The organism is Actinomadura fulvescens (assembly GCF_039533225.1).
GTDB lineage: Bacteria > Actinomycetota > Actinomycetes > Streptosporangiales > Streptosporangiaceae > Spirillospora > Spirillospora fulvescens.
The window spans coordinates 681,793-695,732 of sequence record NZ_BAAATD010000001.1; the positions used below are offsets into that span (position 1 = coordinate 681,793).

General features: G+C 71.3%; 14 protein-coding genes. 11 read left to right on the forward strand and 3 right to left on the reverse strand.

Annotated features, from left to right (window positions below):
* Nucleotides 1–30: 30 nt before the first annotated feature.
* A complete protein-coding gene (locus ABD333_RS03155; protein WP_344537467.1) occupies nucleotides 31–831 on the reverse strand; it encodes a hypothetical protein in 801 nt (266 codons plus the stop codon).
* Between the two features lie 251 nt (nucleotides 832–1,082).
* On the opposite strand from ABD333_RS03155, the gene ABD333_RS03160 reads away from it, so the two are divergent.
* Nucleotides 1,083–1,547 carry a YbjQ family protein gene (locus tag ABD333_RS03160; protein WP_344537469.1) on the forward strand — a complete coding sequence of 155 codons (465 nt, stop codon included), beginning with the start codon at nucleotides 1,083–1,085 and terminating at the stop codon, nucleotides 1,545–1,547.
* A 54-nt stretch (nucleotides 1,548–1,601) separates the two neighbouring features.
* On the opposite strand, the gene ABD333_RS03165 is transcribed toward ABD333_RS03160, so the two are convergent.
* Together ABD333_RS03165 and ABD333_RS03170 are read right to left on the reverse strand one after the other, a co-directional pair.
* Complete coding sequence (locus tag ABD333_RS03165; protein ID WP_344537471.1) at nucleotides 1,602–2,147, reverse strand: hypothetical protein; 546 nt, start codon at nucleotides 2,145–2,147, stop codon at nucleotides 1,602–1,604.
* A gap of 202 nt (nucleotides 2,148–2,349) precedes the next feature.
* A complete protein-coding gene (locus ABD333_RS03170) occupies nucleotides 2,350–3,609 on the reverse strand; it encodes a molecular chaperone DnaJ (protein ID WP_344537472.1) in 1,260 nt (419 codons plus the stop codon).
* A gap of 236 nt (nucleotides 3,610–3,845) precedes the next feature.
* Here ABD333_RS03170 and ABD333_RS03175 point away from each other — a divergent pair, with 236 nt between their 5' ends.
* The 10 genes from ABD333_RS03175 to ABD333_RS03220 all read left to right on the forward strand — a co-directional run bounded on the left by ABD333_RS03175 (nucleotide 3,846) and on the right by ABD333_RS03220 (nucleotide 13,939).
* Nucleotides 3,846–4,421: a TerD family protein gene (locus ABD333_RS03175; RefSeq protein ID WP_344537474.1), complete on the forward strand. Its 576-nt coding sequence runs from the start codon at nucleotides 3,846–3,848 to the stop codon at nucleotides 4,419–4,421.
* A 26-nt stretch (nucleotides 4,422–4,447) separates the two neighbouring features.
* On the forward strand, nucleotides 4,448–5,026 hold the full coding sequence (locus tag ABD333_RS03180; protein ID WP_344537476.1) for a TerD family protein: 579 nt from the start codon (nucleotides 4,448–4,450) through the stop codon (nucleotides 5,024–5,026).
* Nucleotides 5,027–5,085: 59 nt separating this feature from the next.
* Nucleotides 5,086–6,180, forward strand: coding sequence for a DUF475 domain-containing protein (locus ABD333_RS03185; RefSeq protein WP_344537478.1), 1,095 nt, complete (start codon nucleotides 5,086–5,088; stop codon nucleotides 6,178–6,180).
* Between the two features lie 61 nt (nucleotides 6,181–6,241).
* Nucleotides 6,242–6,823 (forward strand): TerD family protein, encoded by a 582-nt coding sequence (locus ABD333_RS03190; protein ID WP_344538826.1) that lies wholly within the window; start codon nucleotides 6,242–6,244, stop codon nucleotides 6,821–6,823.
* Nucleotides 6,824–6,963: 140 nt separating this feature from the next.
* A complete protein-coding gene (locus ABD333_RS03195) occupies nucleotides 6,964–8,124 on the forward strand; it encodes an HpcH/HpaI aldolase/citrate lyase family protein (RefSeq protein WP_344537480.1) in 1,161 nt (386 codons plus the stop codon).
* A complete protein-coding gene (locus tag ABD333_RS03200; protein ID WP_344537482.1) occupies nucleotides 8,121–9,509 on the forward strand; it encodes a phosphoribosyltransferase family protein in 1,389 nt (462 codons plus the stop codon). The genes ABD333_RS03195 and ABD333_RS03200 overlap by 4 nt, the downstream gene beginning before the upstream one ends.
* The gene (locus tag ABD333_RS03205; protein WP_344537484.1) at nucleotides 9,506–10,657 is read left to right on the forward strand and encodes a cysteine protease StiP family protein; all 1,152 of its coding nucleotides are present in this window, start codon (nucleotides 9,506–9,508) and stop codon (nucleotides 10,655–10,657) included. Before ABD333_RS03200 ends, ABD333_RS03205 begins: the two co-directional genes overlap by 4 nt.
* A complete protein-coding gene (locus ABD333_RS03210) occupies nucleotides 10,654–11,475 on the forward strand; it encodes an HAD family hydrolase (protein WP_344537485.1) in 822 nt (273 codons plus the stop codon). Before ABD333_RS03205 ends, ABD333_RS03210 begins: the two co-directional genes overlap by 4 nt.
* A gap of 119 nt (nucleotides 11,476–11,594) precedes the next feature.
* Nucleotides 11,595–12,581 (forward strand): TIGR03617 family F420-dependent LLM class oxidoreductase, encoded by a 987-nt coding sequence (locus ABD333_RS03215; RefSeq protein ID WP_344537487.1) that lies wholly within the window; start codon nucleotides 11,595–11,597, stop codon nucleotides 12,579–12,581.
* Nucleotides 12,582–12,619: 38 nt separating this feature from the next.
* On the forward strand, nucleotides 12,620–13,939 hold the full coding sequence (locus ABD333_RS03220; RefSeq protein WP_344537489.1) for an MGH1-like glycoside hydrolase domain-containing protein: 1,320 nt from the start codon (nucleotides 12,620–12,622) through the stop codon (nucleotides 13,937–13,939).
* Nucleotide 13,940: the final 1 nt, after the last annotated feature.

Here is a 13,940-nt window from a genome sequence, read left to right on the forward strand (position 1 = left end):
GATCATGCGATCCCCACCCCGGTCGTGTGATCACGGCGGAGAGCCGTCCGGGGCGGGCAGGTTGCGCACCCTCATCCCGTGACCGCACGGGCTCAACGTGAGCGTCCCGGGGCCGATGGTGACCTGCTCGGCCGGTGTCCCGCAGACCGGGCACGGGGGCCGGTCGTCCTCGCCCTTGGTGCCGTACGGCGGCTTGAGGAACGGCCGCGCCCTCCACATGCTGACCCTCGGAAGCTCCCGCTGCCGCCTGCGCAGCAACGTCAAGGTGTCCTCCCCGCCTGAGCCGGCGTGCTCCCCGCTTGAATCGGCGTGCTCCCCGCCTGAGCCGGTGTGGCCGGGCGGCGCGGGCAACGGGCGCCTGCGCCTGCGTACGAGTGCCCACCCGGCCGGGACGACGAAGAACAGGACGAGGCCGACGCCGACGAAGAAGCCCTTGCCGGTCCCCGGGCCGCGGTCCACGGCGAACCCCGCGCCCCCACGGCAGGTCACCCGGTACTCGCCTTCGCGAGACGCCTCCAGGACATAGACGCGATGCCAGGTCGTCCCGTCCACCGTCAGGTCGGAGCCGGTGCGGGGCGTCAGCGTCGCGCGCGCGTCCGGCGTCACGCACCCGGCGGAGGCCGCCGGCTCGTCACGCACATAGATCGAACGTTCGTCGTCTCCAGAGACGAAGATCCTTGTCTCGTCCCCGGCGGCGAACCGGTCCTGGACCTTGCCGGTGCCGGTCACCAGCCCGGCGCCCGTCCTGACCACCAGCAGGCCGAAGGGGAGCACCACCAGCCCGACCACGACCCACGCCGCGATGGTGAACGCGCGCCCTGACTTTGCCATGGCGGACATGATCGGGCATCCGGTGCGATTCGCATAGGCAGCCGCTCATGATCGCAGGCTCAGGTTCCCCGGAGGGGGCGTCTCGTCGGCACTGCGTGTCCACCGTCTCGGTCCTGCCCGACGGTCGGCTGCGCGCCTGGACGAGACGTGGGAGTGGGAGTCGAAGCCCGGTTCCGGGACCAGCGCGGTGGAAGAAGTGTCAGAAGGGCTCTGACGGCACATTTCCGGCGTTGTTCCATTACCGTTGAGGCATGCTGATCGTGACGACTGACGGACTGGCCGGGTACGAGATCCGTTCCGTGTTCGGCGAGGTCCTCGGGGTGGCCGTCCAGACCGATCAGAGCCTGCCGGCGGCGGGGCAGTCCCCGAGCAGCGCGACGTTCCGGGTGACGGGTGAGCAGCCGGGCGTGGGCCTGGCGGCGACCCGCCGGGAGGCCGTGGACCGCCTCGCGCAGGAGGCTCATCGCAAGGGCGCCAACGCCGTCGTGGGCATGTGCTTCGACACGGCCCAGCTGGCCGGGGGAGGGCACGAGGTCTGCGCGTACGGCACCGCCGTGTGGGCCGAGCCGGCGAAGACCGCCGCCGCCCAGCCGCAGTCCGCCACCATGCCGCAGCAGAGCTCCCAGGCCGTCCCGCCGTACGCGGACCCGCAGCCGGGCGGTCCGCCCATGGCCGCGCGCAACCTGACGATCGGCCTGCACGACCGCCCCCGCTGAGAAGGGCCGCTGCCATCCCCGTGCGCAGGGGACGGCAGCGGGCCCGCGACCGGGTCAGCAGTAGATGCGCCGCCAGTCCTTCTTGCTGCCGCCCGCGACCATCCTGGAGTTGATCCGCAGGTAGACGCTGGTCTTGTAAAGCTGGCTGCCCCCGGAGCACTTCCACGCGAGGTTGATCCCGACCGTGAACGTCGCCCGGCCGGACTTGCCCACGACCTTCCTGGCCTTGGTGCTCCAGACGACCTTGCCGCCCCGGTACTGGGAGAGCTGCGCCTCGACGGCCCGGTAGTTGGGGAAGAAGGTCTTCTTGCAGTGGACGACGGCCCAGGCCCTGATGTACTTGCCGGACTTCCACGGATGGCTCCACTGCATGTAGCCGCCCTTGCCACCCCCGCAATTGCGCGACGACAGCTTCATCGAACCGGTCTGGACGCCGGCCTGGGGCTCGTCGGCCGTGTGGACGAGCGACGCGGGCGCCTGCACGGTGACGGCCTTGGCCGCCGGCGGCGAGCCGGTGGCCGCCTGCGCGGCGGGTGCGCTGAGCGTGGCGGCCGCGACAGCGGCTACCGGAACGGCCACGAGATACCGGGACTTGGTCATCAGACCCCATTTCAGGAAGCGGCGGAGCCGCGACCGCCTCGTTCGGCGATCGGGGAACACCTCAGCGACCGGCCGTCTCCGGTGCGTCGCCCGAGAGTCTCGGGAACGACTCCGTGGCGTCTCCGATGCTGCTGGCGGGCCTCTGATGCTGCCGGCGGGCCGGGCATCGCGCCGACCGCCCTGTCAGGCGCCGACCGCCCTGTCAGGCGCCGGCGGCGCGTTCGGCGCGGATTCGGGTCACCACGTCGCCCGCGGCGGTCTTGATCGCTTCCAGCTCCCGCAGGTAGGCCCAGTAGTCGGGGTGTGAGCCGGTGAGCCGTCCGGGCGCCGCGTCGAGGCGTTCGACGAGGGCGTCCAGCACGCGGGCGTGCTGGGGTGCGGGGCCGCCCGGCTGGGCGGTCGCGAGCTTCTGCGCGTCTCGTACGACGAAGCGGGCCGCCTCGGCGGGCGCCGCCGGGTCGGCGCGGACGGCCTCCAGCTCCGTCACCCGCCCGGTGACCTGGCCGGCCCGGCGGTCGGCGGCGGCGAGCTCGGTGCGCGCCGCCGTCAACGCCTGCTGGGCCCGCTTCCACTCGTTGCGGGACAGCAGCTCGGACGCCTCGTTCAGCCGCTCGCGGGCGCGGGTCACGCCGTCCTCGATGGCCTCCGGTGCGCCCTTGAGGTCCTGCCAGCACGCCTGCGAGTAGCTGATGAGCAACTTCTTCATGGCCAGCCGGACGGATTCCACCCGCCCGGACACCACGTCCACGCGCGTACGGACCGACGCCAGCGAGTTGCGCACCTTCTCGCCCAGACGGGGCAGCTCCTCGGCCGACTCCCGGGCACGGGCGGCGAGCCGGGCCACTTCGTCGGCCTTGTCCATCGCGCCGGACAGCCCAAGCCCGCCGAGGCCCTGCGATCCCAGGACGGCGAGGCCCTCCTTGGCCTGGGCGAGTTCCGCCTCGGGGTCGGCGGTGTCCATGCCCGCCTTCTGGGCGGCGGCGATGGCGGCCTCGGCGGCGGCGACGGCGTCGCGGGCGGCGGTCAGCCGGGGCGGCAGCCGGTCGAGCGCGGTCTCCATCCGCGCCATCTGGGGTGTCAGCCGCTCGGCGAACCGGTTGAGATCGTCAGTGATCTTGCGGAGCCGGTCGCCGACGGCCAGCAGGGCGCGGCGGGCGGCGTCGTACTCGGCCACCGAACGGTCCGGGGAGTCCAGATCATGAGCGTCCACGACGTCGATGTAGCCGGCGGACGCCGCGTCGGCCGCGTCGTTCAGCCGGTCGAAGTCCCTGCGGGCGGCGGCGCCGGCGGCCTGGTCGAGGTCGGTCAGGACGGTGACCCGGCCGTCCAGGTACTTCTGCGCCTGGTCCATGTCGTAGAACGCCGCGGCCGCGTCCTGCCTGGCCTCGACGGCCGCGGCGCGGGCCTCCGCCTCGCGCCCGGCCCCCCGGCCCCGGCGGCGCTGATCGCCCGGTCCCCGCAACGCTTGCCTCCCTGTCGGTCTCGCTCGCTCTAGTCTCGCTCAGGCCGACCGGTGAGTTCACCTCTCCAGGCCAGGTAATGTGTGGTGGATCACCCTTTCTCTGGGGATCTGGTCGGTTTGTGGTGAATCTGGCTGGCTCTGATCGTCCTGGAGGGAACGGATAGCATCACCTCCAGCGTCTTTATTGCGAGGCGCCACGCGGCGCCGGCGCAGCAGCAAGCGATTTTGGAGGCACTGTGGGTGTCAGTCTCAGCAAGGGCGGCAACGTCTCCCTCACCAAGCAGGCCCCGGGCCTGACCGCGGTGACCGTGGGTCTCGGCTGGGATCTGCGTACCACCACCGGTACCGACTTCGACCTCGACGCGTCCGCCCTGGTCCTGGACAACAGCGGCAAGATCGTTTCGGACCAGCACTTCGTGTTCTTCAACAACCTGCGCACGCCCGAGGGTGGCGTCGAGCACACCGGCGACAACACCACCGGCGAGGGCGAGGGCGACGACGAGCAGATCAAGGTCGACTTCGCCACCATGCCGGCGCAGGCCGAGCGGGTGGCCTTCGCCGTGTCGATCTATGACGCCGAGACCCGGAGCCAGAACTTCGGCCAGGTGCGCAACGCGTTCATCCGCGTGGTCAACCAGGCCGACAACTCCGAGCTCGCCCGTTACGACCTCACCGAGGACGCCTCGACCGAGACGGCGATGGTCTTCGGCGAGCTCTACCGCAACGGCGCCGAGTGGAAGTTCCGGGCGGTCGGCCAGGGGTACGCCTCCGGCCTGGCCGGAATCGCGACGGACTTCGGCGTCAACCTCTGACACCAGAGCCAGGGAGCAGCGCGATCATGGGAGTATCGCTCGCCAAGGGCGGCAACGTCTCGCTGACGAAGGCCGCGCCCGACCTCACCGCCGTCTCGGTCGGGCTCGGCTGGGACGTGCGCGCCACCACGGGCGCGGACTTCGACCTGGACGCCTCGGCGCTGCTGCTCGACAGCGGCGGCAAGGTGCTCTCCGACGAGCACTTCGTGTTCTTCAACAACCTGCGCAGCCCCGACGGCTCCGTCGAGCACACCGGCGACAACCTGACCGGCGAGGGCGAGGGTGACGACGAGGTCGTCACCGTCGACCTGGCCAAGGTGCCCGTCCAGTGCGAGCGGATCGTCTTCCCGGTGTCGATCTACGACGCCGACAACCGCGGCCAGAGCTTCGGCCAGGTCCGCAACGCCTTCATCCGCATCGTCAACCGTGCCGACAACAACGAGCTGGCGCGATTCGACCTGACCGAGGACGCCTCGACGGAGACCGCCATGGTCTTCGGGGAGCTTTACCGGCGCAACGACGAGTGGAAGTTCCGCGCCGTCGGGCAAGGGTACGCTTCAGGTCTGGCCGGTATCGCCACGGACTTCGGCGTCAACGTCGGATGACCCGCGCCGAATGACCCAGGCGATCGCCGCCAGTCACCCCGCCTAGCAGAGACACATTCATGATTCTTCGCACGTTCGGGTGGTCCTTCGGGATCACCGCCGCCGGCCTGGTCGCCGCCCTGTTCTACCGGGGCGCCACCGGGCTGGCCCTGGTCGCCGTCCTGGCCGTCCTGGAGATCTCGCTGTCGTTCGACAACGCCGTGGTCAACGCCAAGGTGCTGGACCGGATGAGCGTCTTCTGGCAGAAGATCTTCCTCACCATCGGCATCGCCATCGCCGTCTTCGGCATGCGGCTGCTCTTCCCGCTGGTCATCGTGGGCATCACCGCCAAGCTCGGCCCCATCGAGGCCGTCGACCTGGCGCTGAACGACAAGGAGGCCTACAAGGCCGCCATGGTGTCGGCCTATCCGATGATCGCGGCGTTCGGCGGGATGTTCCTGCTGATGCTGTTCCTGGACTTCGTGTTCGAAGAGCGTGACGAGCGATGGCTGGCCTGGCTCGAAACGCCGCTGGCCAAGATCGGCAAGCTGGACCAGCTGTCGGCGGTCATCGCGGGCGGTTCGCTGGCCCTGGTGGCGGCCGTGTGGGCCAAGGACCCCGGCGACGTGATGATCTCCGGTGTGCTGGGCATGATCACCTACATCCTGGTCAACGGGCTGGGCGAGCTGTTCTCCGACGCCGGCCTGAGCGAGGTCGAGACGGCGGCCGAGACGTCCGGACGCGGCGGCCCGAGCGAGCTGGCCAAGGCGGTCGGCAAGGCGGGCTTCTTCCTGTTCCTCTACCTGGAGGTCCTGGACGCCTCGTTCTCCTTCGACGGCGTCATCGGGGCGTTCGCGATCAGCACCGACCCGATCATCATCATGCTGGGCCTGGGCATCGGTGCCATGTACATCCGGTCGCTGACCGTCTTCCTGGTCCGCAAGGGCACGCTGCACGAGTACCGCTTCCTGGAGCACGGTGCGCACTGGGCCATCGGCGCGCTGGCGGTCTGCATGCTGATCAGCATCGGGCACCACGTGCCCGAGTGGATCACCGGTGGCCTGGGCGCCGGACTGATCATCGCGGCGTTCGTCAGCTCGGTCGTCCGCAACCGCAGCGAGTCCGACGGCGACCGGCCCACATCGGACAAGGAACTGCACTCCTCCGGCGTCTGACCGGGCGAGCCCAAGCCCAGGACCTCATGCGAGCCCCAACTCATCACCAAAGGAGCCGATGATGTCGATCTCACTGCAGAAGGGGCAGAAGGTCTCGCTGGCCAAGCCCGGCGGAGGCACTCTGACCCGCGTCAAGATGGGCCTCGGCTGGGACGCGGTCGCCAAGAAGGGCCTGTTCGGCAAGAAGGGCAAGGCGCAGTCGATCGATCTGGACGCGTCCTGCCTGATCTTCGACGCCAGCGGCAACCTCGCCGACACGGTGTGGTTCCGCCAGCTGCGCAGCAAGGACGGCTCGGTGCTGCACACCGGCGACAACCTCACCGGAGCCGGTGAGGGCGACGACGAGGTGATCAACGTGGACCTGCAGGGTCTGCCGGCCAACATCACCCAGCTGGTGTTCACGGTCAACTCGTTCACCGGGCAGGACTTCTCGCAGATCGAGAACGCGTTCTGCCGGCTGGTGGACGAGGCGACGGGCCAGGAGCTCGCCCGCTACGACCTGAGCGGCTCGGGCCAGCACAACGCCCAGATCATGGCCAAGGTGTCGCGGGACGGGGAGGGCTGGTCGATGACCGCGATCGGTGCGATCGCCACCGGCCGCACGGTCCAGCATCTCGTCCCGGCGGTGACCCCGCACCTGTAGAAAAGACGGCTGAAAAGCACCGACGGGCATCTTTTGGTGTTCGTCGGTGTTTTTCGTATGACCGAATATTCACATACCCCCACATACCCTGGGTATCGTGCCCGCGTGCGGGCCCGACGATGGGGAAGGACCCAGCGTGCATGCGGCACTTTGACCACATCGACACCGCGTACCGTAAACAGCTCTTCTACCGGCAGCCCCGCCGTTTCGACCGGCACGCCGACCCCGACATCCTGGCGGTCGCGCTGGGCGCCACCCTCTACAGCCCGGCCACCCGGCCGACCCTCGCGGGCGACGTCGCCAAGGCCCATCGGCGGGGTGTGACCAGCATGGTCATCTGCCTGGAGGACGCGATCGGAGACGCCGACGTCGCCGCCGCCGAGGCCAACGCGGTCGAGCACCTGCGCCGCGTCCACGCGGAGGGGACCGAGGCGCCGCTGCTGTTCGTCCGGGTCCGCGTTCCCGAGCAGATCGCGGACCTGGCCGCCCGGCTCGGCGACGCCGTCGAGCTGGTCAGCGGATTCGTGCTGCCGAAGTTCACCGCCGCCAACGGCGAGGCCTTCCTGGACGCGCTCGCCGAGGCCGCCGACCGCACCGGACGGCGCCTGCTGGCCATGCCCGTGATCGAGAGCCGCGAGGCGGTCTACCGGGAGACGCGCGGCGAGCTGCTCCAGGACGTGGCCCTGCTCCTCGCCAAGCACCGGGAGCGCGTGCTCGCCGTCCGGCTCGGCGCCACCGACATGTCCGCCGCGTACGGGCTGCGCCGGCCCCCGGACCTGACGATCTACGACATCCAGCCGGTGGCCGGGGTGATCGCCGACGTGGTCAACATCCTCGGCCGCGCCGACGGCACCGGATTCGTGGTCACCGGGCCGGTGTGGGAGTACTTCTCCGCCGGCGAGCGCATGTTCAAGCCCCAGCTGCGGCAGTCGCCGTTCGAGGCCCAGCGGGCCGCGCCGCTGCGCCAGCGGCTGATCACCTCCGACCTCGACGGCCTGATCCGCGAGGTGCACCTCGACAAGGCCAACGGCCTCACCGGCAAGACCGTCATCCATCCGAGCCATGTGGCGGCCGTGCACGCGCTCTCGGTGGTGACCCACGAGGAGTACTGCGACGCCGCCGACATCCTCGGCGTGGCCGGGGGCGGCGCGATGGCGAGCTCCTACGCCAACAAGATGAACGAGGCCGGGCCGCACCGGGCCTGGGCCGAGCGCCTCATGCTCCGCGCCCATGTCTTCGGCGTGGCGGCCGAGGACGTGACGTTCGTCGAGCTCCTCGACGCGGCGGCGGGCGGCCGGTGAGCGCGGGCATCTGGACCGGGCAGGCGGACCTGTGGACCGGCGAGTGGGTGTCGGATCGCCTGGACGTGCGCCTGGCCGACGGTGAACGTCCCGCCGGGGTGGGCCTGAGCGACCTGGTGGGCCTGGCCGTGCGGCGCAATCCGCGGCGGGCGCACCTGCTGGTCTCGACGGTGCTCGGCAAGCACGTCCCGACCGACCCGCGGCTGGTGTACGGGGCGGGACTGCTGCTGGGCGACCTGGTGAGAGCTCGGCTGAACGGGCGGTCGCCGGGCGATACAGGCGGCTTGCTCGCGGAGGCCCTCAAGAGCCGTCCCGGAGCCGCCGCCTCGTTGCGTGACCGTCTGCGGGCGCCGCGTACGCCGGTGGACGCGGTGGTGCTGGGCTACGCCGAGACCGCCACCGCCCTCGGGCATTCGGTGGCCGACTCGCTCGGCGGGGCCTACTACCTGCATTCCACGCGGCGTCCGGTGGCGGGCTTCGCCACGTACGGCGGCTTCGAGGAAGAGCACAGCCACGCCACCAGCCACCTTCTGCTCCCGGCAGACCCGGCGGAGCTCAATGCCGAGGTGCCGATGGTGCTCGTGGACGACGAGCTGTCGACGGGCCGTACGGTCCTCAACACCATCCGCGCCCTCCACGCCGTACGGCGGCGACGTCATTACGTGGTCGCGGCGTTGGTGGACCTGCGGGACGACGACGACCGGGCGCGCATGCGGGAGCTCGGCGACGAGCTCGGCGCGCGCATCGACGCCGTCGCGCTGGCGAGCGGCCGGGTGGAGCTGCCGGACGGGATCCTGGAGGCCGGCCAGGCCGTCGTCTCTGATCTTGAAGCCGGGCGCGGCGAGCGGCCGGTGAGGCCGGTGAGGCCGGCGAGGCCGGTGACGTGGGTCGACGTGGGATGGCCGCAGGGACTGCCCGACGGCGGACGGCACGGGTTCACGCCGGAGCATCGGGCGCGCCTGGAGAAGGAGCTGCCCGCGATGGCGGCGCGCCTGGTTCCCGCGCTGGCGGGCTGCGGGTGCGTGCTGGTACTCGGCTCCGAGGAACTGATGTACGCGCCGCTGCGGCTGGCTGAGGCGCTTGCGGACGTGCTCGCGGACGTGGCCGTGCGGTACTCGACGACCACGCGTTCGCCGGTGCTCGCCGTGGACGATCCGGGCTACGCGATCAGGACGCGGCTGGCGTTCCCGGCGCATGACGACCCGGCGGACGGGCCGGGGGAGAGGTACGCCTACAACGTCGGCGCGCGGTTCGACGCGATCGTGCTCGTGGTCGACGCCGCCGCCGACACGCAGGCGTTGAAGGGCGGCCTGCTGGCGGAGCTGAGCGCCCTGGCGCCGGTGTCCGTCGTCGTGATTCCCGCTTTCGGGGAGGGGGAGCTGTGACCGAAGGCATGCTGCCCGAGCCGCTGTACGGGCCGGACTTCGGCAGCTACGCGCGTGCCGATGTCGCCTGGCTGCTGAAGGACCTGTCGGACGTCCGGCTGGAGGCGCCCACGGAGGAACGCGAGGCCGCGATCCAGGCGGGCCGGGCCCACTACGCCGAGTCCCTGCCGGTCGAGTACCAGCCGGGCGAGGCGTACCAGCGGCTGTTCCACGAAGCCCTCGACGCGGCGGCCGAACGGCTCGCCTACGCGGTCGGCCTGATCTCCGAGCTGATCCTCGCCGAACGCGGCCCGGACGCCGTCCTGGTCTCGCTCGCGCGTGCGGGCACGCCGGTCGGGGTGCTCGTACGGCGCTGGGCCCGGTTCGCGCACGGCCTCGACCTGCCGCACTACGCGGTGAGCATCGTGCGCGGGCGCGGCATCGACGCCGTGGCCCTGCGCTATCTCGCCGCGCACCACGACCCGGCGAACGTGATGTTCGTCGACGGGTGGACCGGCAAGGGCGCCATCACCAAAGAGCTCACCGCGGCACTCGACGAGCACGCCGCCGCCCACCCGGGCGAGCGGTTCTCCGACCAGCTCGCGGTGCTGGCCGACCCCGGCCGCTGCACGCCGGTCTACGGCACCCGCGAGGACTTCCTGATCCCGTCGGCCTGCCTCAACTCGACGGTCTCGGGACTGGTCAGCCGTACGGTCCTGAACGACGACCTGATCGGGCCGGGTGACTTCCACGGCGCCAAGTTCTACGCCGACCTCGCGGACTCCGACGTGTCGCGGCTGTTCTTGGACACGGTCTGCGCGCGGTTCGGGGACGTCGCCGAGCGGGTGGCCAAGGACGCGCCCGACCTGCTCGCCGCCGACCGTACGCCGGACTGGTCGGGCTGGGAGGCGGTACGCCGGGTCGGTCGCGAGCACGGCATCGACGACCTCAACCTGATCAAGCCCGGGGTGGGGGAGACCACCCGGGTCCTGCTGCGCCGCGTTCCGTGGAAGGTCCTGGTCCGTGCCGACGCGGGCGACGACCTCCGCCACCTCCGGCTGCTCGCCGCCGAACGCGGCGTCCCGGTGCTGGACGTGGAGCCCGGCGCGTTCCCGTACGCCTGCGTCGGCCTGATCCACCCCAGCTTCGGCCAGGGAGCCGCGCAGTGACCGTGCTGGTCTGTTCGGACCTCGACCGCACCCTGATCTACTCGGCGGCGGCGATGAAGCTGGAGGGGCCCGACGCGGCACTGCCCCGGCTGCTGTGCGTGGAGCTCTACCAGGCCGCGCCGCTCTCGTTCGTCACCGAGACGGCCGCGCGCGGGCTGGAGTCGCTCGCCGCGGCCGCCACGTTCGTGCCGACGACGACGCGCACGCCCGAGCAGTACGCCCGGGTGCATCTGCTGGAGAAGCCGCCCGCGTACGCGATCTGCGCCAACGGCGGCCACATCCTCGTGGACGGCGTCGACGATCCCGAATGGTCGGCGCAGGTACGCGCGCGCGTCACCGAAGGACGCGCCGGGCTCGACGAGGTGCACGACCACCTCGTCGGTATCGGCGGCGACTTCGTGCTGAGGCTGCGCACCGCCGCCGATCTCTTCGCGTACGCCGTCGTCGACCGGGCGGCGCTCCCGGACGGCTGGATCGCCGAGCTCACCGGCTGGTGCGCCGAGCGCGGCTGGCGGACCTCGCTCCAGGGGCGCAAGGTCTACTGCCTGCCCGAGACCCTCACCAAGGCCGACGCCGCGGCGGAGGTGGCACGCCGGACCGGCGCCGACCGCACGCTCGCGGCCGGGGACTCCCTGCTGGACATCGAGCTGCTCGCGTTCGCCGACGCGGCGATCCGGCCCGCGCACGGCGAGCTGCACGCCACCGGCTGGAGTTCGCCGCACACCACGGTGACCGCCGCCCGGGGCATCGCCGCAGGTGAGGAGATCGTGGACTGGCTGCTCGACCGCGTCGCGACGGGGGCGCCCACAACGGCGTGAACAATCACATACTCCCCGCTCACAACGAAGAGAAGCGACAGCGAATTGGGGGTCGTCGCGGCCGCCTTCTGAGGTCACAATCGCGGTAATCCACGGTGCGCGACACCCGGAGGCGCGGTATGAAGGTCGACGTCGCTGTGGGGGGCCCGGAGCTCCGGCAGCTCTCCGGGCTCGCCCGCCTGGCTGAGGACATCGGATTCGACTCCCTCTACACCGCCGAGTCGTGTCGTGCTCCGTTCCCGTGGCTCGCGCGGGCGGCCGAGCACACCACCCGGCTCGGGCTGGGCACGTCCATGGCGGTGGCGCCCGCCCGCAGCCCGATGGCGCTCGCTCACCTCGCCAACGATTTGCAGGAGTATTCGCGCGGACGGTTCGTGCTGGGGCTGGGCGCGCAGACCAGGACCCAGCCCTGGTGGCGGTACGGCGCCTCGTTCCATCCGCCGGTGCCGCGCATGCGGGAGCTGATCCGCGCGGTCCGCGGGATGTGGCGGTCATGGCAGAACGAGACGGCGTTCGTGCCGCCGCCGCATCCGTACGGCCCGCCCAAGATCTACCTTGCGGGGGTGGGGCCGCGCATGACGCAGCTCGCGGGCGAGCTCGCCGACGGGCTGATCCTGCACGGCTTCACCACCGCCCGGCATCTGCGCGAGACCACCGTTCCGGCGCTGGAACGCGGGTTGCGCCACTCCGGCCGGACCTGGGAGGACATCGAGGTGGCCGCCCCGGCGTTCCTCGTCACCGGCGCCACCGACAAAGCGTACGAACGGTCGGAACGACGGGTCCGCCAGGCCATCGCCCTCTATGGCGCGAGCCCCGCGTACCGGCACGTCCTCGAATCGGCGGGCCGCGCCGGGCTGCAGGACGAGCTCGCCTCGCTCGCCCGGCAGGGCCGATGGACCGAGATGCCCGGCCGCGTCGACGACGAACTGGTCGACGAGGTCGCCGTACGCGGGGAGCTGACGGAGATCCCGGAACTCCTCGTGCGTCGCTATGGAGCCCTGTGCCGCCGCGTCACCCTGATGGGACCGTTCCATGAGAATCCGGGCGTCTGGGCCGTCCTGATCGCCCGCATCCACCAGATCACCTGTGAACCGGTCCCCTCGTAGGGGTGGCGAGAACGCGATTGAAAGGTCACCCTCAGGTTATGAGTCCCCGTCTGACCGGCGACGAGAGCGTGCTGTGGCAGGCAGCGGCGCGGGTACTCGACGCCAACTGGACCGGGGCGGCGACCGTTCCGTCCCCGGGCCTCTACCCGCACCAGTGGAGCTGGGACTCCGCGTTCATCTGCATGGGCCTGGCCCGGCATCGCCGGGACCGCGCCGAGCACGAGCTGACGTCGCTCTTCCGCGGCCAGTGGGGGACCGGCCTCGTGCCGCACATCGTCTTCAACACCGACGAGTCCCGGCTCGCCTACTTCCCCGGCCCCGAACTCTGGCGTTCGGACCGGCAGCCCGCCGCGCCCACCGGCACCCACACCTCCGGCCTCACCCATCCGCCTTTGCACGCGCTGGCCGCGCTCCGCCTCCACGAATGCGCCTCCGACACCGAGCACAGCCGGGACTTCCTCGCCCACCTGTATCCCAAGCTCGCCGCCCAGCACCGCTACCTCTCCGAGGCCCGTGACCTCGACGGCAGCGGGCTGATGGCCATCTGCCACCCCTGGGAGTCCGGCCTCGACAACAGCCCCGCGTGGGACAGGCCCCTCGGCGCGCTCCAGCTGCCGCCCACCGGGTACGCCCCCCGCAGGCTTCCGCGCAACCTGCCGACCGGAGAGGACTACGACCGTTACGTGTGGCTCGTGACCCTCCTCCGCGACGCCGGCTACCAGCACGACTACCTGCGCGAAGAGCACCCGTTCGCCGTCCAGGACCCCCTGGTCAACGCCACCTACCTGGCCTCCACCCACGCCCTCGCCGAGATCGCCGCCATCGTCAACGCCGACGCGCGTCCCCACCGCGAGGCCGCCCACCACATCCACTGCGGCCTGCTCGACCGCCTGTGGGACCGCGAGACCGGCTGCTTCCGCGCCCGCGACCTGCGCGATGGCCGGCTGCTCCCCGTGGTGACGGTGTCGTCGTTCGGCCCGCTCCTCGACCCCGAGCTGCCCCACCCGGTGATCCGCAACCTGGTGGATCTCCTGCTCTCCGCGCGCTTCGCGGGCGCGGCGGGCTACCCCGTCCCCTCGTGCGACATCCAGGCCCCGTCGTTCGACCGCGGCGGCTACTGGCGCGGCCCCACCTGGATCAACACCAACTGGCTGCTCTGGTACGGAGCCCTCAGCCATGACCTGACGGTCATCGCGGACCTGCTCTACGGTTCCACCCTCCGCCTGGTCCGCCAATCAGGCTTCCGCGAGTACTTCGACCCGTTCGACGGCACCGGCCGCGGCAGCCACGACTACAGCTGGTCGGCCGCCCTCGTCCTCGACCTTCTCGGCGCCCGCCGGGCGCCCCGCGCCGCCTGAT